This window comes from Moritella sp. JT01 (assembly GCF_001574435.1).
Taxonomy (GTDB): Bacteria; Pseudomonadota; Gammaproteobacteria; order Enterobacterales; family Moritellaceae; genus Moritella.
The window spans coordinates 72,605-95,184 of record NZ_LOCN01000032.1 but is presented as its reverse complement, the minus strand read 5'-3'; the positions used below and the strand labels follow the sequence as shown (position 1 = coordinate 95,184).

Here is a 22,580-nt window from a genome sequence, read left to right as displayed (position 1 = left end):
ATCGTATGAAAAACAGTTCTTATTTTAAAAAATCAATGTTGCTTGCTAGCCTGCTTAGTTGGGTTTTAGTCACGCTTATGCCAGTGATTAATGCCAATAATAGCGTTGGTGTGTGGGCGACGTTGTGTACCGTTAATGGACTGGAACTGGTTCAGATCGAAGAAGGTAAACCCCAAATCCATAAGGGAAAACCTTGCCCATTCAGCCATTTTTCTTCTTTTCATGATCTTGCGTTATTAACTGTACCTGTACTGGGCCGTGTTAGTGTTTCAATTCAAGATCATTATTCGTTTTTAGCACATAACGTGCGTTATCAATGGCAGACTCCTCGCGCACCGCCTGCAGCCCTTTCGTAACTTAAATTATTACAGTACTACAACACTGACGTTATCAATGTACCGTTAAACTTTTATGTTTAATCGGGGATTGATGACGAAAAAATTTAGCTATACCAATTGCATTAAATAATGATCATCTATTTATTGTGATTGGTATTAATATGGATGACCGTCGTGCACTCGATAGGGATTTTGTAGAAAGGAAAATACAAAAATGTCGAAAATTAATCAGCCTGTAAATAAGGCTTCGTCTAACAGCGAGGAACTTGCACGCTCAAAATCACGTTACTTCTTAACTTGGCGCTGGCATTTTTATGCTGGGTTATTTGTGATCCCGTTTATGCTGATGCTGAGCCTAACGGGTTTAGTGATGTTGTTTGATGATGAAATTGAATTTAGCCGTTATCAATCAGTATTAGAAGTGAGACCAGAGGCTACGACTATAACTATTTCACGACAAATAGAAAATGTACTTGCTGCGTATCCGGATGCAATGGTGACTCAACTTATACCCGCAAAAAGTAGTGAGCTTGCTAACCGTTTCTCGATTATGTTTGAATCAGGTAAGACGGTGTTTGTTACTGTTAACCCTTATAATGGGGATATTATTGGCACGATAGATCGCAGTGATAGCTGGTATGAGTTGGCGAATGATATACACGGTACTCTATTACTGGGTGATTGGGGTGATTACCTCATTGAAATTGCAGCAAGTTTAGGCGTGATCTTATTAGTGACAGGCGTTTATCTGTGGTTGCCTCGAGACAAGGCCAGTAAGGCTGGTTTTCTTAAAATAAGAATGACAAGTGGACCACGAATTCTCATGCGCGACCTACACGCCAATATTGGTGGGTTATTGTCGTTTGTATTGTTATTTTTCTTTATTTCAGGTCTTGCATGGGCAAGCGTTTGGGGCGGTAAATTTGTGCAAGCATGGAGTAGCTTCCCCGCTGAGAAATGGGATGATGTACCTTTGTCGACACAAAGTCACGCGTCAATGAATCACGGCAGTGAAGAAGAAATACCGTGGAATTTAGAGCAAACACTGATGCCTGAATCACATGACCATGCAGCGATGTTAGCAGCAGGAGCGGGTGCTATGCAGCATGATACAAAGATGGCTCATGACATGAACATACACACCGAGGTTAAACTTGGTGTCGATCAAATATTAGCGCAAGCTAAAACGCTTGGATTTACCCTGTTTAAGCTTAACTTCCCTCGTAGTGAGACCGGGGTTTATACGCTAGCAGCGAATACCATGAGCGGGGATATTACCGATCCTAGATTAGATAGAACAACACATATCGATCAGTATTCAGGTCGGGTTTTAGCGGATGTAACGTGGAACGAATATAACCCAATGGCCAAGTTCATGGCTGCAGGTATCGCATTACATCAAGGCGATGTTAGCGTGGTGAATAAAATCGTTAATGTATTCTTTTGTTTAGCATTTATCTTCATTGCGATATCCGGTGCTGTAATGTGGTGGATCCGTCGTCCAGCAGGGAAGAAGGTACTCGGTGCGCCTCCACGATTTGAACATGAGGGTGTTTGGAAAGTGGGCTTAATCACTATAGTTTCATTATCGTTTATGTTACCAATGGCTGGTGGCACTATCGCCTTAGTATTGTTTGTTGATTGGCTTGTTTTTAGTCGTGTGAATAAATTAAAATTGGCGTTGAATTAGTTTTTTAACGCGAGGGTGATACAGATTGTAAAAAATAGGCCTGCTTGAAAGCAGGCTTATCTTGTTTTAATTTCTCAACGTTATATTCCCCAAGTTAAATGCTAAGCCGTATAAAGCATATTTCCTTTCTAAATAAAATTGACCTATCGATATAGGTGTTAGTGCTTTGTTGCAATTAAGTCTAATACTTACATTTCTAATGATTATGGTTGAAACTATTAATTTATTTACGACTATTTTACTGCTAATTAACCAGAATTTAACGGTAGAGTAATACTCTTTTAAAACAGTTGTTTAACCTATTGTTTATCGCTGGATTATGTATAGATTATTTTATTTTAACTATGTTGACGACAAATCTGGGGGTTGATAGTTACAGCTCTAACTATTATAGTTGTAGTTAATTGAACGTTCAATTAACAACTTTTAACAACAGTTAAGCATTGAATTATCAACAACCAAACATGGATAGTTACTTTTTATGCCCAGACCAGCAATGAAAACGGTAAGGCAACAGCAGCTGATTGACGCGACGTTAATCTCTGTTGAACGCCACGGTTTACACCACACAACAATCAATACCATTAGTGGTTTAGCTGGACTGTCATCTGGCCTTATTAGCCATTATTTTGGTGGTAAGCAAGGTCTCATTGAAGCAACCCTCAAATATCTACTCGATGAACTAAAACAAGCATTATTAAGCCGCATTTTAGGTAAAAACTTATCCGCAGAAGAACGCTTATCGATGATCGTCGAGTCTAATTTTACTGAATTCCAACGTTCAACCGCAGCGACTAAAACCTGGTTAAGTTTTTGGTCTCAAGCAGTCCACGACCCAGGGTTAGCCAGACTGCAACACGTCAATTGCCAACGTTTGTATAGCAACCTCGCATTTTCATTTAAACAATTAATGCCTGAGGATGTCGCGATTCATTCTGCGAAACAAACTGCAGCGATGATTGATGGTTTTTGGTTGCGCAGTGCCTTGAGTAGTTGCCCTGAAAAAGAATTCGAACAAGCCCAAATTTTATGTAAAGCCTTTATCGAGGCTGTGATCATGCAGCACGGAGAAAATAAATGTCGTTAGTTACTTATAAAAATTATGTCCACGGACAGTCTCTCTCCAATGACTCAGGTGAAACCTTTGAAGTCATTAATCCGGCTAACGGAGAAGTAAGTTATTTAGTTGAAGTTGCTGATGCGAGTATTCAGCAAGCGACAATTGAAAGTGCAAAAGTTGGTTTCGCTACCTGGTCTAAAATGACGCCGATGGAGCGTAACCGTATTTTATTAAAAGCAGTTGCCTTGTTACGTGAACGTAATGACGAGCTTGCTGTTATCGAAGTACAAGACACAGGTAAACCTTGGCAAGAGGCCTCTGTGGTTGATGTTGTCACGGGTGCAGATTCAATTGAATTTTTTGCTGGTATTGCACCAAGCATTGAAGGTAATCAACAACAGGTCGGTGATGATTTTTATTATACCCGCCGTGAACCATTAGGTATTTGTGCTGGCATTGGCGCGTGGAATTACCCGCTACAAATCGCGTGTTGGAAATCAGCACCTGCGCTTGCTTGCGGTAATGTCATGATCTTTAAACCATCAGAAGAGACACCACGCGGCGCAATCAAGTTAGCTGAGATATTTACCGAAGCGGGCGTACCCGATGGCGTGTTCAACGTTGTTCAAGGCGACGGTCGTGTTGGTGCTTGGCTAACAACACATGACGAGATTGCTAAAGTCTCGTTTACTGGTGAAGTCGGTACTGGCAAAAAAGTGATGGCTGCGGCAGCGGGCTCACTGAAAGAAGTCACAATGGAATTAGGTGGTAAATCACCGCTAATCATCTTTGATGACGCTGACATTGATAATGCCGTATCGGCAGCAATGCTGGCAAACTTTTATACTCAAGGTGAAGTATGTACCAACGGTACGCGTGTATTTGTGCAAGACGCCATTTACCCACGCTTTATCGAGAAACTGCGTGAACGCACCGAGAACAACATTATCTGTGGCGATCCGATGGATCCAGAGACTAACTTTGGTGCGTTGATCTCGAAAGAGCATCAAGACAAAGTATTGAATTTTATTGAGATTGGTAAATCAGAAGGTGCTGAACTCCTTACCGGTGGTCATGCTCTGCAACCAGAGAATGCGCCGAATGGTTACTTTGTTGCGCCAACCATTTTCACCCAGTGCACTGATGAAATGACATTAAGCAAAGAAGAAATCTTTGGTCCTGTTATGTCAGTGTTCACATTTGCCGATGAAGATGAAGTAGTTCGCCGTGCTAATGATACCCGTTTAGGTTTAGCCGCGGGTGTGTTCACTCAAGACATTACCCGTGCTCACCGTGTTATTCATCAAATGCAAGCCGGTATCTGTTGGATCAATGCGTACGGCGCGTCACCTGCAGAAATGCCTGTTGGCGGCTATAAGATGTCTGGTATTGGCCGTGAAAACGGTAGCGAAACTTTAAAAGCGTATACCCAGATTAAAGCGGTGTATGTAGGTATGCAACCACTCGAAAGTCCATTTTAGGGAGCCTATATGACTCAATCACAGGGACTGTATGATTACATTATTGTTGGCGCGGGTAGTGCTGGTTGTGTTTTAGCCAACCGATTATCAGCAGATCCAGCCAACAAGGTACTGCTATTAGAAACAGGTGGCAGTGACAAGAGTATTTTTATTCAAATGCCAACTGCATTATCTATTCCGATGAATAGTGCGAAGTATGCGTGGCAGTTTGAAACTCAAGCTGAACCGCATTTGGATAATCGCCGTATGCATTGTCCTCGAGGCAAAGTATTAGGCGGATCATCTTCTATTAATGGCATGGTCTATGTACGTGGCCATGCTCGCGATTTTGATGAGTGGCAGCAAAGCGGGGCAAAAAATTGGAATTACGCCAATTGCTTACCTTACTTTAAAAAGGCTGAAAGTTGGGCGTTTGGCGGCGATGACTATCGTGGTGATACAGGTCCCCTTGCTGTGAATAACGGCAACAACATGAAAAACCCTTTGTACAAAGCCTTTGTTGATGCGGGTATTGATGCCGGTTACATGGCAACCAATGACTACAATGGTAAGCAGCAAGAGGGTTTCGGCCCGATGCACATGACCATTAAAAAGGGTGTGCGTTGGTCGACGTCGAATGCGTATTTAAGACCGGCAATGTCACGCAGCAACTTAACCGTGATTACCCATGCTTTGGTACACAAGGTATTGTTTGAAGGTAAGCAAGCCGTAGGACTAGAATTCGAACGTAAAGGCAAGTTAACCAGACTATATTGCAATAAAGAAGTGATTCTTTCGGCTGGCTCGATTGGCTCTCCGCATATCCTGCAATTATCCGGTATTGGTAAAGCAAGTACACTTGCAGACGCCGGTATTGAGCAAGTACATGAATTGCCGGGAGTCGGCGAGAATTTACAAGATCATCTCGAATTTTATTTCCAATTCAAGTGTCTTAAACCGATTTCACTTAATGGCAAACTTGATCCATTAAACAAGTTGTTCATTGGTGCGCGTTGGTTCTTTGATAAGTCAGGTTTAGGCGCAACGAATCACTTTGAATCTTGTGGTTTTATTCGTTCTAAACCCGGACTGGAATGGCCTGATTTACAATACCACTTCTTACCTGCTGCAATGCGTTACGACGGTAAAGAAGCGTTTGCTGGGCATGGTTTTCAGGTGCATGTGGGTCACAACAAACCTAAGAGCCGTGGCTTTGTAAAAGTCGTGTCTAAGGATGCGCATGTTGCGCCGCATATTCAGTTTAACTATCTCTCTCATGCCGAGGATATTGAAGGTTTTCGGGCTTGTGTACGCTTAACACGTGAAATCATTGGTCAACCAGCGTTGGATGAATTCCGTGGTGAAGAGATCCAACCGGGAATCGATATTCAAACGGATGAAGAGATCGACCGTTTTGTGAGAAGTTCGGTAGAAAGTGCTTACCATCCTTCTTGTTCGTGCAAGATGGGCGAAGACACTATGGCTGTCGTTGATTCAGAAACCAGAGTTCATGGTATTGAAGGATTGAGGGTGGTTGATTCATCTATTTTCCCAACGATACCCAATGGCAACCTTAACTCACCGACTATCATGCTGGCAGAGCGCGCTGCAGATCTGATCTTGGGCAATACACCGCTTAAAGCAGACGTTAGCAGTGTCACTGTAGCGCCAGAATGGCAGAGTACACAACGCTTACAGGTGCCAAAACGCCAGCCTGTTTAACGACTACATTGTTAACGACTACATTGTTAAGGACTGCATTGTTAGGGCCATTAGTTGTCACAACACAGTGCTTAACCATAGGTATCTGACCAGCCTAAGCCACTCTGGCTGAATGGTCTTTAATGCCAAACTCAATTCATCAGGGTTTAAATATCGGAAATTCGATATTTAAGGTTTGAGGGTGCATGCAATCTTAGTTTTTTATTACAGTCTTAATGCTCGATTACAGACTTTATCAGATTACACACTTAAACGTTGAGCAAGGCTATTTAAAACATAAGAAAGGATTAAATTTATGTTTTATACAATATTTACATGGAGTTTAAATGATGACTACTTGGCTTAGCATCGGTATTATATTTACCTTTGTTGCAATTGCATTTGTGATTTTTCGTTGGGGCAATGTGCGGTGTGTGGGTGTTACGCCTGTACGTACATTTACCTTTATCGCGATTCTATTTACTTCTGGTCTGGATGTGGGACTTATCATGTTTCCGCTGACCGAGTTTGCTGGTTATGCAAACCTTGCGGCAAGCCCTGAATACAGCTTTAGTAATCCTTTAGCGATTGAATTTGGTTTCTGGGCATTTCTGATCTGGGCATTTTACTTTTTAACTTGTTTCTATTTTTGTGTCATTGAACCAAGAGTTAAATTCTTCGAGATCCCATTAATTAAATTCATCAATAACCTTATCATTATAGGAACTTGTGCCTTTACTGCTTACTTATTACTGACCAATTTACCTTGGTATTTACCTGAATTAGGTGATGGCGAAACGATAGTGGGTAGTTTCTATCTAATTGTTTTTGTTGTCATTGCTGCGGCTGTTTACTCAAGTACTAGTATTCGTTATGTACGTATATTGAGTTTAGCGAGTACCTGGTTATTTTTAGGTCTGATTGTAATTATGTGGGCTGGCGCGTTCTTATCTGAAGAATCAAGCGTGAGTGAATTTACAACAACCTTTGCGTTGATTGGCGATTACTTTGGTAATATACATCAGTTTGTTTTACCGATGAATGATTACCATGAATTTTACTTATTCTGGTGGTTCTCTTGGAGCATCATGATTGGTCAATTCACTTCCCGTTTTGTTGGTGGCATGAAAACTTATCAAGTACTGATTGCAATGATGGTCTTCCCGTCTATTCCAATCGCAGTATGGTTCTCGGTACTTTACTACTACAGCGTGAATGAGATCGCGACAACAGGCTTCTATAACCTTGCGATGATATTAGTGGGCATCACCTTCGTGATTAACTCGCTGGATTCATTAGTACGACTTTATACTGATAATTTAAACTTAACAGTAGAACGTTTCGGTAAGGCTAAATACATTATTGGTAATGTTGTATTAATGAGTGGCTTGACGTTATTGTTCAAACTGGATTTCTTACAAATTCAGTGGGTTGGCGCATTAGCCATCGCACTTATTATCGGCTGTTTCGGTTATATTATGGCGAATAAATACAAGCAGGTTGCAGCGATTGAATGTTCACCTGAAGAAAACAAAATTGACTTTAATAAAATTGAGTTAGTGAACTAACATCCTTTCCACGCTCGTTTTAATGCGTTAATTAGTTCGATAGTGGTTAGGAATACAACAAAAGCAAAATAACGTATAGGCGTTATTTTGCTTTTTTCACATTTGCAGTATGAGTCTGGTGCTCATTTCTGTTATTGTTTCGAAAAATGAGGGGCGAATTATGGAAGGGTTATGGAAAAGTATGAAGAATTATTAGTATCATTGCGTCAAGTGATCAGAGCCATTGATATACATTCTCGCCAGCTGAATAAGCAGTCTGGTTTAACAGGTCCTCAGCTCATGGTGATGCAAAATATTGCCCTGCTTGATGCGCCACTGGCGAAAGACATTGCGAAAGAGATAGCCTTAAGTGCTGCGACAGTAACGACGATTATTGACAGACTTGAGAGTCGGGCGTTGGTGATTAGGAAGCGAAGTGAAACCGATAAACGTAAAGTGCATCTGTCGCTGAGTGAATCAGGTAAATTATTACTGAGTAGTTCACCTAAGCCGCTTCAAGACCATTTCATCAAGCGTTATCAAAATCTTGAAGAGTGGGAACAAAGCCAGCTATTGTCAGCTGTCGAACGCATTGCCTCAATGATGGATGCAGAAAAATTAGATGCTGCGCCAGTATTATTTGTTGGTCAAATTCAGGCGGAAGAGTAAGGTTTAGACCGTCAATTCACCGCTCTAAATTTTTAGGTTTTACCTATGCGGAGTTCGCTATTTCGGTGTATATAAAATCACTAGAAATAGCGTCTAGGACTGTCCATTATCTATTCTCATATTATTATGTACCTCTGTAAATAACCTGGTAAAACAGGTGATATTCTTAGTAAAACGAAATTATATTGAGATAAATATTAATGAAATGTTAAATGTTTGTGGTTGCTTATATCCGTAACATCAACAAGTACTTAGCTGATATATTAAAGGCTATATAATATATCTATTTGGGTTGTTTTTTAACGACATCTCAGATTTTTTAGCATAAACTTAAGAATTTAGTGGCTAAATCCTGTAATATTAACTGAACTTCATAAGATAATAAGGATGTTATTCATATGCGGAAAACTTTCGCTACCTCACTACTTCTTGCTTGTTCATCTCTTTCTACCTTCGCTAATGCAAGTGAATGTGGCAGTGTTACCATTGCTGACATGAGCTGGAATTCAGCAACAATCATCGCTAATATTGATCGCTTTATTTTAGAGCATGGTTTTGGGTGTGATGCCGAGCTCGTACCTGGCGATACAATGGCAACCGGCACGGCTATGATCGAAAAAGGCCAGCCTGATATTGCACCTGAATTTTGGAGTAATGCCATGAAATCAGCCCTTGATAAAGGTGTTGAAGAAGGGCGAATTCGTTATGCTGGTGCCACACTAACAGATGGCGGTGAAGAAGGATTTTGGGTTCCTGCTTATATGGTTGAAAAAGACCCGAGTTTAGCAACTATTGCAGGCATTAAAGCCAACGCAAAACTATTCAAGCACCCTGAAGACCCAGATAAATCTGCATTTATGATTTGTCCATCAGGTTGGAATTGTCAAATCACAACAACTAATCTATACGAGGCACTGGATCTTGCCGATGACGGGTTTGATTTAATTGATCCGGGTTCTGGTGCTGGCTTATCTGGCTCTATTGCTAAAGCCTATGAGCGTAAAGAAGCTTGGTTTGGCTATTATTGGGCGCCGACCGCTATATTGGGTAAATACAATATGGTTAAGGTTGATTTTGGTTCTGGTATAGATGAAAAACATTTTAAAGAGTGCATTACTCAAGACGATTGTTTAGAACCTAAAGTGACTATGTTCCCACCTTCTGCTGTGGATACTGTCGTGACTGAAAAATTTGCGGCAAGAGCACCTGAAGCATTGGCTTACCTTACAGCCCGCTCATTCAAGAATGCTCAGATGAATGAACTACTTGCTTGGATGGAAGATGAGCAAGCTGATGGCGAATACAGTGTTGAGTACTTCTTAACAAACTATGAAGATACTTGGTCACAGTGGGTTGATTCAGCTACCGCGAAGAAAATCAAGAAAGCAGTCTCAGAACTATAGCCTTTCACTATACCCAAACCACTTCAGTTGGCTGATTGTGCGCCTTGAAGTCGTTTGGGTATATATATAGCCCGACTTATTCGGGCTTTTTCATTTTAGGAAATAAATAATATGTCAGACAGTTCATGGCTTTCGGAAATACCGCAGCTAGATCGTCGCCAATTACTTGATATTAGGAAAACATTGGACGGCGCTTATCGCAGTTTTTCGCGTGAATACGGTGATAGTATTGAAGCATTTTTTGATCCCTTACTTACTTTTCTTATTTGGTTTGAAAAATTATTACTCGGCAGCCCTTGGTGGTTAGTCATTGCTGTACTCGCGGTGTTTGCTTATATTGCTAGTCGTTCTTGGAAATTAACCTTAGGCGTTGTTGTGGCCTTTTTCCTCATCGGCTTTTTTGGCATGTGGGACAATACGATGCGAACCATGAGTATTATTCTGGTATCCACCTCACTCGCTGTGTTTATTGGTATCCCTATCGGGATTTCGATGGCTCGCTCTGATCGTGTTCAGTCCGTTGTCACACCTATCTTAGATATTATGCAAACAATGCCTGCCTTTGTGTATTTGATCCCTGTGGTGATGTTATTAGGTATCGGTAAAATCCCGGGTGTTATCGCCGTTATTATTTACGCTGTACCGCCTGTCATTCGCTTAACGAACTTAGGTATCCGTCTGGTAGACAAAGAAGTGCTAGAGGCGGCAACTGCTTATGGTGCTAGCCCTATGCAACGTTTATTTGGTGTACAGTTACCACTGGCAATGCCTAATATCATGGCCGGTATTAATCAGACGATTATGATGGCGCTCGCTATGGTTGTGATTGCTTCTATGATTGGCGTAAAAGGTTTAGGTCAACCGGTATTAAAGGCGATCACCAACCAATATTTCACACTTGGCTTATTGAATGGCTTAGCCATTGTTGTTCTCGCCATTATTTTTGATCGGATTTCGCAAAGTTACGCAAAACGTACGTTACAAAATTTCGGAGGGCAGTAAGATGAGTTCGAGTGAGAAGAAAAGCCCGTTAATTCGTATTAAGAATTTATACAAAATTTTTGGTGAAAATGAGAAAAAGGTGCTTGAGCTAGTCAAAGCGGGTAAATCAAAAAATGCTATTTTAGCTGAAACGGGTCATACCGTTGGTTTATCGGATATTAATCTGGATATTTATCCGGGAGAAATATTCGTTATCATGGGGTTGTCAGGCTCGGGTAAATCAACCTTGATCCGTCATTTTAACCGCTTAATTGAACCTACTGCCGGGGAAATAGAAATCGCGGGTAGTGATGTTATGCAACTGTCGAGTAAAGATCTGCAAGGTTTTCGTCGTAATAAAATGTCGATGGTATTTCAACGTTTCGGATTAATGCCACATCGCACCGTGTTAGAAAATATTGGCTATGGTTTGCAAGTGAAAGGGGTCAAGAAGGCGGAATGGAAACAATGTGCAACAGAGTGGTTGGAAACGGTAGGTTTGGATGGTTATGCCAATCAATACCCAAGACAGCTGTCTGGTGGTCAACAGCAACGCGTCGGTTTAGCACGCGCCTTGTGTACCGATGCCGATATTCTGCTAATGGATGAAGCATTTTCAGCATTGGATCCTTTGATCCGAAGCGAGATGCAAGACCAGCTGATTGAGCTGCAGGAAAAGTTACATAAAACCATTGTCTTTATTACCCATGATCTTGATGAAGCATTACGATTGGGTGATCGCATTGCTATTTTGCGTGATGGGGTATTAGTACAACAAGGAACACCTGTTGATATTTTGCTTAACCCGATTGATGATTATGTGGAAGCCTTTGTCAAAGATGTAAATCGCGCGCGCGCATTGACGGTGGAAACGGTAATGCAACCGCAAATCTTCCGCATTTCGGCCGAGACAATCGGTGAAGCGGTATTACAAATGCGTAAGTCAAAACAAGACTATGGTTATGTTGTTAACGAGAATGGCTATCAAGGTGTGATCACACAAGATACCTTGGATAATGTTGAAAAAAGCGATTACAGCAATGCCCTAGATGCGTCTTTATTGGACGCTGTGCCTGCCGTACAAAGTGATGCGTTACTGGAAACTGTGATTCCTGAAATGCTGGATAATCAATTGCCACTGCCGGTGTTAAATATGGATGGTCAGGTTGAGGGGCATTTGTGTCGTTCTACACTTGCCGAAGTATTAAGTGATCAGCCGAGTGTGGAAAAGGATAAAGATAAAGTAACTCACGCTTAATGTAACCACGTTAATTATCGTATTTAAGTGAGCTTGTGCAATGATGAATGCCTATTACAGCAGGTCGGAGGTAATAGGCATTAATTATTCATTGTTTTAAAGAACGTGATTAAGCGTCTTCGGGTTTATCTAATAACTCAGCAATGATCTTGTTCATTTCGATCGGCATTTGCGCTAGAATTGCGTCTTGAGATAATGTAAGGTCTTTTTCGATATAAGATACAATCTTACGTGTTTCCATATCCATGACACCACCGAACGCCGTTACGTTAGTCATCATCGGGATATTCATACCACCAGATGAGTCAACGTGTAAAACAATAACATACTTGAAGTTGTAGTCTTTGTTAGTCAGTACGCCTGACGCTTTTAACTTACTTGTAAGTGTTTTCATTTTCTTATCAAGTTCAATTGCATATTTCTCCGCTGAACCTGTCATTTCTAGTTTATCTAGACTTGCTTGACGACGCATATTTTCGCCAAGTGTCCAAGATAGATTACCAACAACACTATACAATTGCTGACCAGAAATGACTGATGTACCGTATTCAGCTACAGCACCTGAAGAGATAGCTAGACCAACTTCAGCACTGTCCCCAGGTACGCCATGCAGGCTTATTGGGAAAATAAATGCAGGAGCACTGGTTGTCACTTCCAGTGGAAATTCTTGGTCTGCATTACGTTTTACTGATGAAGAGCTGCAGCCTGCAACAGAGAGGGCGATAACGCCTGACAATAATAGTGAGTAAAGAGATTTTGCTTTCATTTTATTACATCCTTGTTTTATTATTTATCTAGTTAATAGCATACGAAAGTACTATTGATTAATTACAATTTCACTTTAATAACAATCTATTACCTTGAAATTGGTAAACTACTTTAGCCCATGATTTTATAGAACTCAATGCTGAATAAAGTATGTAAAATAATTTATGGTTTAATAAACTAAAGTAATGTTTCTGTCTGGTTTGATTATTATGCGTAGGAATGGATTGCATAATAAAAATGCTATAACGAGGTTTATTTTTAATTAAATTAGGTTTTTCTAATACTTACAATGGGTTGTTTTAGAGGGTAAAAGCAAAAGGAGGGTAGATAAAAAAGGAGATAAATCTATCTAATCAAATTTAGAACGGAAATAATAAAGAATGAATATGTTATTCTCATTATTGATTTTTTTCTTTGGATCATCAGTGCTATCAGACATGCTCTTACCACAACAAGGGTAGGCGTTTTTGTTCGAAGATGGATGTGAGTGTTGTGCTGAATAAATAAAACCTGCTCGAACAAGCAGGTTTTCAGAATTCTATTAGGTAATAACGAGTTGTTTTGCTTGTCTTGCCTCGACGATATATCTTCTTTTCAATTTTTTAGCCATATCAGGTGTTAAGTCTGAATGAAGTAGTTCTAACGTGCTTTGGCCTTTGCTTTTCAGGTAAGCAGCAACCAATGGACGTGTTGGGTCTGCGTGACCTTTAGCCCATTCATAGCTTTTTACTGCGTTTGCTGGTGGCGTCTTTTTCGCTGCGATATAAACGCTGCCATCAGGAAAAGATACACGGTAAATATTGATCATGTTTTTCTCACTTTAATCTTCGTCATCAAAATACTAAATTTTATGGCGCTAGTATGACAGCTTTTCGGGTGTTAAACATAATTACTTGAATCTAGCACCGAGCCGATTTGTTCAATTGACCATTTATTTAATGCAATTGGTAATAAACGCTGGTGGTTTAAGCAATTAAATACACGGCTATTGCGATATGGCAATGCAAAAGTAATCCATCAAAAAGATCCTGAATGGGATAAATACTGCGCGCTATTCCCACAAAGTGTGGCTGCCCGACAAATATTTATTTTAGATATAGAAATGGTTCAATCATCTTGTGGCAAGTCCGTACCTTACTTCAATTATAATGAAGATCGCGATGACTTAGCTAAATGGTCAACTCGCCAAGGCAAAGAAGGCATTGAAAAATACTGGGTTAAAAAATCAGCAAAGTATTGATGGTTTTTAAACTGAAATCGTTGAACGAACAGGGATTGATATCCATAAGAACGCCTAAATAAAAATGATGTCTATACCCATGCGATATCAGAGACGAGTAGGACAAGCCGACGGAGGCGTTATGAAGTCTGAACATACTCTTCATACGGTTTTCTGATTGTGCATCTTGAAGTTGCAACTATTAATTCTATTTAACTCTTAAATACTTGCATAAAAATCTTTTTGATTAACTAGTTATATTATTGTTGCATTCAAAATGCAACAATAATATAGTGATGACGAATTCACAAAATTACTATTATAAAAAGGTATTTATAGATGCAAACTTCAATTTCAGAACAAGTTTTAACCGCCCTCGATAAGGTTTTAGTCGTATCTAAAACAGATCTTCAAGGCAACATTACTTATGTTAATGATTTATTTTGTCAGTTAACTGGTTATAGCAGAGAAGAGTTAGTAGGTGCTCCACATAATTTAGTACGCCATAAATCAATCGAAAAAAGTGTCTATAAAGATATGTGGGATACTATCAAAAATGGTGAAATCTGGACGGGTATTATACCAAACGTAGGTAAAGGTGGCAGCTTGTATGTTGTAGATACAACAGTACAACCTATCTTTGATGATGCAGGTAACATCACAGAATATATCAGCATTCGTCGAGTTATTAATGACCTAATGAGTGATTTTGACAGCGTTGAATTATCTAAAGAAGTATTTGACGACTTCTACGGAGAGTAATGATGAAAACTAATTTCGAACGGATTATTATAAGCTATGGCTCTGAATCTGGTAATGCAGAGCGCTTGGCCAGACAGTTTTGCGAGCTACCCTTTCTATCTTCCGTTAAATTGGAATTAGTTACTCTCAACAATTTAGTGATAAATGATTTATCCACCAAAGATTTGTTACTGGTGATCACCAGTACCTTTGGTGATGGGGAGCCTCCAGGCAATGCCGATGACTTTGCGTTACAGTTGGCAAGTCTTAACACTTTGGCTCCCTTTCAATATGCTATTTTTGCTTTAGGTGATGTAGCATATACCAATTTTTGTCAATTCGGCCAACAACTCGATGCGCAGTTACACGATAAAGGTGCTATCCGAGCTATTAATAGAGTAGACGCTGACTTGGATTATCGTAATTTTTTCACACAATGGGTCGATACAGTCAATGCAGTGGTGGCAGGTGACGATACGATTGGTCATCAGTTAATGCTCAGAGTCGAGCCTTATAGTGAAACTAAGCCACATCAAGCTAAAATAATTAATGTCACTCGCTTAAATTCCAGTTCTGCCGGTGTCTATAAGATAGATCTCGATATTGATGGCAGTGGAATGAATTATCGGGCCGGTGATTTATTATATGTAGTACCTAACCATAAATCTGAGTTACTACAAGATATTACAGACTGGTTTGGTGATGAACAGGCGTCACAACAATTACAGGGCAAAGAATTACGTTTGTTAAGCAAAAGCTTACTACGCACGCTAGCCAATAAATCAAATAATGCTAACTTAAAAGAAAAACTAAAGATCCGTAACAAAAAAGCACTTGCCGATTACCTTTACGGTCGTGATGTTTTAGATGTATTACAGGATTGCGGAGAAGTAGGGTATATCACATTAAGCGAATTATGTGATGCATTATCAGAGCAAACGGCACGCGCTTATTCCATAGCATCCAGCGATCAAAATAGTGACGGTAAAAGTGCTTCGCAAGTCAGTTTATGTGTAAGAGATATCGCTTATGAACATGAAAATAGAATGCATTTTGGTACGATGAGCAACTGGTTGAGTCGTTGTGAACCTGGTGATATCGTTGATATATTCACTCGGTCTAATAAAGAATTTCACTTAGCTGATGAAATAGACACACCTGTCATAATGATCGGTGCAGGTACTGGGATTGCACCTTATGTTGGTTTCTTACAGCAATTAGAGCGACAACAGAAAGCTCACACTGAATTACAAATAAGATCAGAAACATTACTTATATTTGGAGAACGATATTCCAAGAAGGATTTTTTATATAAATCTGAACTTGAAGATTGGTTAAGCGAAGGTGTTTTAAGTCAACTGGTTACAGTATTTTCACGAGATCAAGAACAAAAGCGCTATGTGCAACATGCGATAATAGAACAAGGTGCTTTGGTTTGGTCCCTACTCCAACGTGATGCAACACTATACCTTTGTGGTAGTAAAGATAATTTAGCAAAAGCCATAGATAATGCACTTATTGAAGTAGCACAACAGCACGGTAAATTATCATTTGATCAAGCTCAGAGCTATATTAATCAACTCACTGACACCGGGTATTACCGCCGGGATTTATATTAAGAACATGTCAATTAAAAACTAATATTTAATTATTTCTAAACCATATTACACAAGGACATTGAGTATATGACAATGTCCTCCCTAAAATTAATGATAAGTACACCGTATTGAGGATATATGCCTGTTCGTTTTATTGAAACCTGTCGTTTACCAACCCAGTTTGTTACTTTTGATATGCATGGCTTTGAAGATTTAGAAACTGGACAGGAGCACGTGGCCCTAACACTCGGTGATTTTTCTGATTGCAAACCTGTTTTAGCGAGAGTTCATTCAGAGTGCCTCACTGGGGATGCGCTATTTAGTATGCGTTGCGACTGTGGATATCAACTGAATGAAGCCATGAGGATGATTGCTGAAGAGGGCCGCGGTATTTTACTTTACCTTAGGCAGGAAGGGCGTGGGATAGGCTTATTGAATAAAATCCGAGCTTATAGCCTACAAGATCAGGGGGCAGATACCGTTGAAGCCAATGAGCGACTGGGTTTTTCTGCTGACCTTCGAGATTATGGTATATGTCAGGGAATATTAAGCCATCTAAATATCTCAAAGTTAAAACTCATGACTAACAATCCTAGAAAAATTGAAGCCTTAAGTGAGTTTGGTATTGAAATTGTTGAGCGTGTATCGATTCAAGTGGGAAAGAACCCCCACAATGAAGGTTATCTGACCACTAAGGCAGAGAAATTAGGGCACTGGCTGAATAACACATAGGATAATGGACCCAGTTCAATTACCGTAGGCTGTTCAGCGCCCAAAAGACATCGTTCAGCAGCCTTCATAACTGTATTTCAGGGACCTATGGTTTAACGATTACATTTTTGTAAGCTACTTACAAGGAACTATGCCAATTTTGAAACTACGATCTTCCCTTGCGCCTGAATACCAGCTCCTAAAGGTGGAAGCGGGTGTTCTAAAGGTCGGATCCAAATTTCGCTAGCAATAGGGTTCGAGTGAGACATTATGATATGACAAGTAGCTCCACGCCTCACATGAGAATAAAACATGGGTGAGAGCTAACTCATAAAGGGACAAGCTCGTGTCAGCTGAGATAATTCTGACACGAATATGGTCATGTAAATATTCTGATTTTAGTTAACTTTGTTACCCATTTTATAATATGCAAATACAAAGTGAAGAGCTTCAGCCTGACTTTTACCTTCAGATATTAACCGTTCGATGTCTTCAACTATATTCTTTTGTACTGCTATTGGAGGTAAGTTTTCGATATCTATCTCAATATTCATAACATCTTCAATACTAATTTCCATCTTTATTCCTCAGCTCTATTTTACTTTGAGTTTAACTAGATATAAAAAGCACGCCATAAGACGTGCTTGAGCAATACATTCCTGTTTTAATGTGTCAAGTGCAGAGCACCATCATCCGTTATTAATATAATTAATCCCTAAAAATAGCAATGACGCGTCCGGTTTCTGAGTCATAATTAATCAAGATTTTAGCATCCGCAGGATTATTCGTCGTATCTCCGAGCGTTCTCAAAATATAGCTGCACTGGCTTTTTCCACTACCGTTATCAGCACGATGGCGATAGGCGGTAAAATCAGTATCATCATTTTTATTTAGGGATACTGAAGGTGGATCTAATAACAAGATATTCCATAATGAAACACAACCTTGATTACCTTTCCCAATATTTTTAGTATTTTTTATAAAACCTTGGCGATTACCTTTATTAATACCCAATGGAAAACCGTTTGGGTTTACATCGATAGTCCCATCGGCATAGCCTGGTATATTTGTCATATCCGAGCTTAAACCTAAAATTTGGTAGCGAATTTGTACAAAACTAACCGCTTCTTGGTAAGCGGCTGCCACGGCTTTAACACGGCTTATTTCTGCATCTTCACGGAAATTTAAGAATTTTGGGACCGCAATTACAGCCAGTGTCGCCAAAATGATAATCGTGATAGCAAGTTCAATAAGGGTAAAACCCTGTGCTGGTTTTAATCGAGAAGTCATAGTTTGCCTATTTATACCGCAAGTCTTAATTATAACTGATTAGTGGTTTTTTGTTCATTTATTGATCTTCAGTTCTAGGCTTAGTTATTCAATATTATTGTATGGTATTGATTCGATTTGTGTAAATATATTAAACTGCATAATTATATTATTTCGTTATATGCGACCTATCTATTTACGCTTTACCAGTTAAAAGTAATGCTCCGTGTTGATTTATGAGATCTTACCCTGCAATCAATTACTCCTTAAGTGTTAACATCTCGTCGAGTTTACCTTTCTTTACTTATCCATAATAAAAGAGATTAAGTTATGTGGAATCGACTGAATAAATCTATGATGTGTTGCCAAATGCTCTTTGGCTTATCTTTTTACGGCGTAATGATTATTTTAACCCGCTTCTTTTTAGAAGATTTGGGGTATAGCGAAGCTGACACCATGATGGTTGTTGGTGCTTTTTCAGCTATTGGTCCGTTGTTTGCTATTGCTGGTGGTTTTATTGCTGATAAGTTCTTAGGTGCTTATCGCTCGTTAACGATTGCTTATCTTGCCTTTGCCATAGGTTATGGCTTACTTGTTTTCGGTGCATCGGCAGGTAATGTACAGTTGTGTCTGGTTGGTATTGCGCTAGCAAGTTACGGCCGTGGTCTTATGTCGCCTTCATATCCAAGCCTGTATAAGCGTACATTTGCAAGTGAAGAAGACTTTGAAAACGGTTACCCTGTTAATTATTCAGTTAACAATATAGGTGCCTTTTTAGGTCAATATTTATTCCCAATGTTCGTACTTGCAATTGGTTTTAATGGCAGTTTCATGTTATCTGCAGTGATGGCTTTCATTGCTTTTGCTATTCTCGTCGTTTCACGTAAACCGTTATTAACAGTAGGCACTGAAATTGAGCAAGCGCCGGTAAGCCCCAAAAACTGGATTGCATTCACAGCGTTATCTGTTGCAATGATTGGTTTAGTATTCTTTATGTTTTCAAATATGGATATTGGCCAGAATATTATCTACGCAATTGGTGCATCAGCGATCCTTTACTTCATCTCATTAATGCTGAAATCAGAACGTGCAGATGCATTAAAGATGGGTACTATCCTTATCATGACTGTATTAACAACGGCTTTCTTTGTTTATTACGGCCAAATGATGACTTCAATGACCATGGTAACAATTAATACTATGCGCGGTGACCTGTTCGGGTTTATTCCAATTGCACCTGAAGCGGCAATGGCAATGAATTCACTTTGGTGTATCGTTGGTGGTCCGGTGATCGTATATGTCTTCTTATCACTTGAAAAACGAAATATTAACTTTACGACAGCGACGAAAATCGGTTTCGCATTTATCTTAACGGCAATCGCGTTTGGTATTCTTACTATGGCAGTGCTGAATGTCGGTGAAGATGCTGTAATTCGCCCTGAAATATTTATGTTGATTCATTTCTTCCAAGCATTTGCTGAAGTGATTGTTGGTAGTATGGTTGTGGCATTCATCTTGTCTGTTTCACCTAAACACATAGAGAACTTCTCGGTAAGTTTATACTCAGTCGCTATGGCAATGAGTGGTATCGTTGGTGCGGTATTCTCTACGTCGATTGCGATGGAGAAGGGTCAAGAGATCACGCAAGAAGTGGTGCAAACAGTTTACGGTGACTACTTTAGCCTATTAACAGGTTTAGCAGTGGTGATGGTATTTGTCGCATTCCTGGCATCATTTGTTATTCGTAAGATGCTTGAGAAGAGTAAAGAAGCTGAAGGTATGACAACAGCTCAAGCGTAATTACACATTGTTTTAAATTATACGAGTAGGCTATGACCTAAGATATAAGTTATAGACCTACGAATTTACTTACGAAAATAAGGCTTCTAAATTGATATTAGAAGCCTTATTTATTTTTTCACCGCTAACTTGGCCAGATCCAGACCTGGCTAGTGCAATAACGCTAAGCCGAATTTTCCCCTTAATAGCTTAGAGTCCTTACTCTGTCATTGTGATCACCAAGGGACTCTGTCCTGACAGAAAGATAAGAATAACCGTTCGCAATACTGTGGAAGGTTGTTTTCATTATATAAAAAAAGCACTGAACGTATTTACGAACAGTGCTTTTTTATTACTATCATTTATTTACATATAAACAATGACGCTTATTTACTTAACCTTTATAGATCTTAGGGTTAAACGCATCACGTAACCAGTCACCAAGTAGGTTGATTACAAGTACAAGTGTTACTAGTAATACACCTGGGAAGGCTGTTATCCACCAAGCGCCAGAGAAGATATACTTAAAGCCTGTACTGATTAACGCACCCAATGAAGGTTGATCAACCGGTAAACCTAAACCTAAGAATGACAATGCTGCTTCTGACATAATGGCATTGGCAATTTGTACTGTTGAAATCACGAGGATAGGGGATAAGCAGTTTGGCAGAATATGTCTAAACATAATGCGCATTGATTTTAAGCCCATCACTTGTGCTGCTTCTACGTATTCTTTTTGTTTCTCGGCCAATACGGATGCACGAATAGTACGTGCATATTGTGGCCATTCGGCAATACCGATGATCACCACGAGCATAACGACGGCATATTGACTAAAGAATTCACTACCAAAACTGGCTTTAAAGATAGCTGAGACAATAATCGCGACCATCATCGTCGAAAATGAGAGCTGTACGTCAGCAAAGCGCATGAGGAAACTGTCAATACGACCACCGAAGTAACCTGCAGATAGACCTATCACAATACCTAAGGTTAATTGTACTGCAACAGCCAAGAAACCAATTGTTAGCGATAAACGTGAACCGTAAAGCATGGTGGATAAAATATCACGGCCTTGATCATCAGTACCTAATAGGAAACGCTCGTCACCCTCTTCTAACCAAGACGGCGGTAACTCTGAATCCATGATATCAATACTGGTAATATCATAAGGGTCTGTTGGTGCGATTAACGGTGCCGCTAACGCTGCGATCAAGAACGTCATAAAGATCGCAAAACTGAACATGGCGACCTTATCTCTTAAGAAATAATAAATAAGATCTGAGTTTTTGAAGCGTTCCCAACGAGTAGGAACATGAGATGAAGTAATTGTGTTCATACCTATTATCCTTTACCTGTAATGTTTACGGTAGGGTTAATTACCCCATATAACAGGTCAACTAGGGTATTTGTTACCACAAAGATTAAACCAACGAAGATGACATAAGCAGTAATTAAAGGTGTATCTACACGGTTAATCGCTTCTAAGAATAAGAAACCTGTTCCAGGCCACTGAAATACCGTTTCGGTCAAAATTGTGTAAGCAATCATAGTACCGATTTGTACACCACCAACGGTGATAACAGGCAGCATGGTATTTTTAAGCGCATGTATATAATAAATTTTGTTTAATGATAAGCCTTTCGCTTTCGCAAACTTGATGTATTCCGAGCTTAATGCTTCTAGCATTTCTGAACGAACTAAGCGGATGAAAAGCGGTAGCATAATAGAAGCAAGTGATACACTTGGTAAGATTAAATGCAATAAACCATCTTTAGTAAGGAAACCTGTTTCCCAGCCCATGATATTGACCGTTTCACCACGTCCATAAGAGGGTAGCCAACCTAGTTCGATGGAAAAAATATACATCAGTATGATTGCAGTAAGGAATACCGGTACAGAAATACCAATGCTACTTACAGCCATAATTATTTTCGTGAGCGTACTTTTGGGATGAATAGCTGAGTAAACTCCTAAAGGAATTGACACAAAAACGATAATTAATGCTGCGCCAAACACCAATTCAAGTGTCGCTTGAAGTTTATCTAAGATAACTTCTGCTGCAGGTCTTTTAAAGAAATATGAAGTGCCGAGGTCGCCTTGCACTGCATTAACAAGAAAACGGCTATATTTAGTCATGTAAGGATCATTAAGGCCTAGCTCATCACGAAGTGCTTGTCGGTCTGCTTCAGATACAGATTGACCAACTAATTCACGTAATGGATCGCCTAAATTATCTTGAATAGAAAATGCTACCAAACTGATCACGAACATTACTATCAAGGCTTGAAACAGGCGTTTGATCAGAAATGTGAACATTCCTTGTCTCCCAAAGTATTATTAAATCTATAGCGTTTATTGCTATATTTTTTGTAAAAATAATCGGTG

At 39.7% G+C, this 22,580-nt stretch carries 21 protein-coding genes; 15 read left to right on the top strand and 6 right to left on the bottom strand.

Annotation, left to right across the window (positions count from 1 at the left end; translation table 11 throughout):
- Positions 1–5: 5 nt before the first annotated feature.
- From AKG98_RS20125 to AKG98_RS20080, 10 genes are all read left to right on the top strand, one after another.
- Positions 6–356: a hypothetical protein gene (locus AKG98_RS20125; protein ID WP_067050346.1), complete on the top strand. Its 351-nt coding sequence runs from the start codon at positions 6–8 to the stop codon at positions 354–356.
- A gap of 196 nt (positions 357–552) precedes the next feature.
- A complete protein-coding gene (locus AKG98_RS20120; RefSeq protein ID WP_067050343.1) occupies positions 553–2,028 on the top strand; it encodes a PepSY domain-containing protein in 1,476 nt (491 codons plus the stop codon).
- A gap of 481 nt (positions 2,029–2,509) precedes the next feature.
- Positions 2,510–3,115, top strand: coding sequence for a transcriptional regulator BetI (gene betI / locus AKG98_RS20115; RefSeq protein WP_067050340.1), 606 nt, complete (start codon positions 2,510–2,512; stop codon positions 3,113–3,115).
- On the top strand, positions 3,106–4,569 hold the full coding sequence (gene betB, locus AKG98_RS20110; protein WP_067050337.1) for a betaine-aldehyde dehydrogenase: 1,464 nt from the start codon (positions 3,106–3,108) through the stop codon (positions 4,567–4,569). Before betI ends, betB begins: the two co-directional genes overlap by 10 nt.
- Before the next feature lie 9 nt (positions 4,570–4,578).
- Complete coding sequence (gene betA, locus AKG98_RS20105; protein ID WP_067050332.1) at positions 4,579–6,270, top strand: choline dehydrogenase; 1,692 nt, start codon at positions 4,579–4,581, stop codon at positions 6,268–6,270.
- A 329-nt stretch (positions 6,271–6,599) separates the two neighbouring features.
- A complete protein-coding gene (locus AKG98_RS20100) occupies positions 6,600–7,817 on the top strand; it encodes a choline transporter (RefSeq protein WP_067050388.1) in 1,218 nt (405 codons plus the stop codon).
- Between the two features lie 171 nt (positions 7,818–7,988).
- Positions 7,989–8,465, top strand: coding sequence for a MarR family winged helix-turn-helix transcriptional regulator (locus AKG98_RS20095; protein WP_067050329.1), 477 nt, complete (start codon positions 7,989–7,991; stop codon positions 8,463–8,465).
- 398 nt (positions 8,466–8,863) lie between these two features.
- A complete protein-coding gene (locus AKG98_RS20090; RefSeq protein WP_067050325.1) occupies positions 8,864–9,868 on the top strand; it encodes an ABC transporter substrate-binding protein in 1,005 nt (334 codons plus the stop codon).
- 111 nt (positions 9,869–9,979) lie between these two features.
- Complete coding sequence (locus AKG98_RS20085; RefSeq protein ID WP_067050322.1) at positions 9,980–10,870, top strand: proline/glycine betaine ABC transporter permease; 891 nt, start codon at positions 9,980–9,982, stop codon at positions 10,868–10,870.
- Position 10,871: 1 nt separating this feature from the next.
- On the top strand, positions 10,872–12,107 hold the full coding sequence (locus AKG98_RS20080; protein WP_067050319.1) for a glycine betaine/L-proline ABC transporter ATP-binding protein: 1,236 nt from the start codon (positions 10,872–10,874) through the stop codon (positions 12,105–12,107).
- Between the two features lie 109 nt (positions 12,108–12,216).
- On the opposite strand, the gene AKG98_RS20075 is transcribed toward AKG98_RS20080, so the two are convergent.
- Together AKG98_RS20075 and AKG98_RS20070 are read right to left on the bottom strand one after the other, a co-directional pair.
- On the bottom strand, positions 12,217–12,873 hold the full coding sequence (locus AKG98_RS20075) for a hypothetical protein (protein WP_067050316.1): 657 nt from the start codon (positions 12,871–12,873) through the stop codon (positions 12,217–12,219).
- Positions 12,874–13,416: 543 nt separating this feature from the next.
- Complete coding sequence (locus AKG98_RS20070) at positions 13,417–13,683, bottom strand: hypothetical protein (RefSeq protein ID WP_067050313.1); 267 nt, start codon at positions 13,681–13,683, stop codon at positions 13,417–13,419.
- 180 nt (positions 13,684–13,863) lie between these two features.
- Between AKG98_RS20070 and AKG98_RS20065 the strand changes: the two genes are divergently transcribed.
- From AKG98_RS20065 to ribA, 4 genes are all read left to right on the top strand, one after another.
- Positions 13,864–14,115 carry a hypothetical protein gene (locus AKG98_RS20065; RefSeq protein ID WP_228140376.1) on the top strand — a complete coding sequence of 84 codons (252 nt, stop codon included), beginning with the start codon at positions 13,864–13,866 and terminating at the stop codon, positions 14,113–14,115.
- A 318-nt stretch (positions 14,116–14,433) separates the two neighbouring features.
- Positions 14,434–14,856: a PAS domain S-box protein gene (locus AKG98_RS20060; protein ID WP_157534178.1), complete on the top strand. Its 423-nt coding sequence runs from the start codon at positions 14,434–14,436 to the stop codon at positions 14,854–14,856.
- On the top strand, positions 14,856–16,454 hold the full coding sequence (locus tag AKG98_RS20055; protein WP_083544026.1) for a sulfite reductase flavoprotein subunit alpha: 1,599 nt from the start codon (positions 14,856–14,858) through the stop codon (positions 16,452–16,454). The genes AKG98_RS20060 and AKG98_RS20055 overlap by 1 nt, the downstream gene beginning before the upstream one ends.
- A 117-nt stretch (positions 16,455–16,571) precedes the next feature.
- A complete protein-coding gene (gene ribA, locus AKG98_RS20050; RefSeq protein WP_067050307.1) occupies positions 16,572–17,165 on the top strand; it encodes a GTP cyclohydrolase II in 594 nt (197 codons plus the stop codon).
- A gap of 377 nt (positions 17,166–17,542) precedes the next feature.
- Here the strand turns inward: ribA and AKG98_RS20045 are convergent, their stop codons facing one another.
- Positions 17,543–17,722, bottom strand: coding sequence for a hypothetical protein (locus AKG98_RS20045; RefSeq protein ID WP_067050304.1), 180 nt, complete (start codon positions 17,720–17,722; stop codon positions 17,543–17,545).
- A gap of 130 nt (positions 17,723–17,852) precedes the next feature.
- Positions 17,853–18,434 (bottom strand): Tfp pilus assembly protein FimT/FimU, encoded by a 582-nt coding sequence (locus AKG98_RS20040; protein ID WP_067050301.1) that lies wholly within the window; start codon positions 18,432–18,434, stop codon positions 17,853–17,855.
- 309 nt (positions 18,435–18,743) lie between these two features.
- Here AKG98_RS20040 and AKG98_RS20035 point away from each other — a divergent pair, with 309 nt between their 5' ends.
- Positions 18,744–20,213, top strand: coding sequence for a peptide MFS transporter (locus AKG98_RS20035; RefSeq protein ID WP_067050298.1), 1,470 nt, complete (start codon positions 18,744–18,746; stop codon positions 20,211–20,213).
- A gap of 373 nt (positions 20,214–20,586) precedes the next feature.
- On the opposite strand, the gene AKG98_RS20030 is transcribed toward AKG98_RS20035, so the two are convergent.
- Together AKG98_RS20030 and AKG98_RS20025 are read right to left on the bottom strand one after the other, a co-directional pair.
- Positions 20,587–21,531: an ABC transporter permease gene (locus AKG98_RS20030; protein ID WP_067050295.1), complete on the bottom strand. Its 945-nt coding sequence runs from the start codon at positions 21,529–21,531 to the stop codon at positions 20,587–20,589.
- 5 nt (positions 21,532–21,536) lie between these two features.
- Entirely contained in the window at positions 21,537–22,511 is a 975-nt protein-coding gene (locus tag AKG98_RS20025) for an ABC transporter permease (protein WP_067050292.1), read from the bottom strand.
- Positions 22,512–22,580 lie beyond the last annotated feature (69 nt).

Coding starts and splice junctions, on each gene's coding strand:
- AKG98_RS20125 (WP_067050346.1), top strand. CDS start 6: ATGAAAAACAGTTCTTATTTTAAAAAATCAATGTTGCTTGCTAGCCTG.
- AKG98_RS20120 (WP_067050343.1), top strand. CDS start 553: ATGTCGAAAATTAATCAGCCTGTAAATAAGGCTTCGTCTAACAGCGAG.
- betI (WP_067050340.1), top strand. CDS start 2,510: ATGCCCAGACCAGCAATGAAAACGGTAAGGCAACAGCAGCTGATTGAC.
- betB (WP_067050337.1), top strand. CDS start 3,106: ATGTCGTTAGTTACTTATAAAAATTATGTCCACGGACAGTCTCTCTCC.
- betA (WP_067050332.1), top strand. CDS start 4,579: ATGACTCAATCACAGGGACTGTATGATTACATTATTGTTGGCGCGGGT.
- AKG98_RS20100 (WP_067050388.1), top strand. CDS start 6,600: ATGACTACTTGGCTTAGCATCGGTATTATATTTACCTTTGTTGCAATT.
- AKG98_RS20095 (WP_067050329.1), top strand. CDS start 7,989: ATGGAAAAGTATGAAGAATTATTAGTATCATTGCGTCAAGTGATCAGA.
- AKG98_RS20090 (WP_067050325.1), top strand. CDS start 8,864: ATGCGGAAAACTTTCGCTACCTCACTACTTCTTGCTTGTTCATCTCTT.
- AKG98_RS20085 (WP_067050322.1), top strand. CDS start 9,980: ATGTCAGACAGTTCATGGCTTTCGGAAATACCGCAGCTAGATCGTCGC.
- AKG98_RS20080 (WP_067050319.1), top strand. CDS start 10,872: ATGAGTTCGAGTGAGAAGAAAAGCCCGTTAATTCGTATTAAGAATTTA.
- AKG98_RS20075 (WP_067050316.1), bottom strand. CDS start 12,873: ATGAAAGCAAAATCTCTTTACTCACTATTATTGTCAGGCGTTATCGCC.
- AKG98_RS20070 (WP_067050313.1), bottom strand. CDS start 13,683: ATGATCAATATTTACCGTGTATCTTTTCCTGATGGCAGCGTTTATATC.
- AKG98_RS20060 (WP_157534178.1), top strand. CDS start 14,434: ATGCAAACTTCAATTTCAGAACAAGTTTTAACCGCCCTCGATAAGGTT.
- AKG98_RS20055 (WP_083544026.1), top strand. CDS start 14,856: ATGATGAAAACTAATTTCGAACGGATTATTATAAGCTATGGCTCTGAA.
- ribA (WP_067050307.1), top strand. CDS start 16,572: ATGCCTGTTCGTTTTATTGAAACCTGTCGTTTACCAACCCAGTTTGTT.
- AKG98_RS20045 (WP_067050304.1), bottom strand. CDS start 17,722: ATGGAAATTAGTATTGAAGATGTTATGAATATTGAGATAGATATCGAA.
- AKG98_RS20040 (WP_067050301.1), bottom strand. CDS start 18,434: ATGACTTCTCGATTAAAACCAGCACAGGGTTTTACCCTTATTGAACTT.
- AKG98_RS20035 (WP_067050298.1), top strand. CDS start 18,744: ATGTGGAATCGACTGAATAAATCTATGATGTGTTGCCAAATGCTCTTT.
- AKG98_RS20030 (WP_067050295.1), bottom strand. CDS start 21,531: ATGAACACAATTACTTCATCTCATGTTCCTACTCGTTGGGAACGCTTC.
- AKG98_RS20025 (WP_067050292.1), bottom strand. CDS start 22,511: ATGTTCACATTTCTGATCAAACGCCTGTTTCAAGCCTTGATAGTAATG.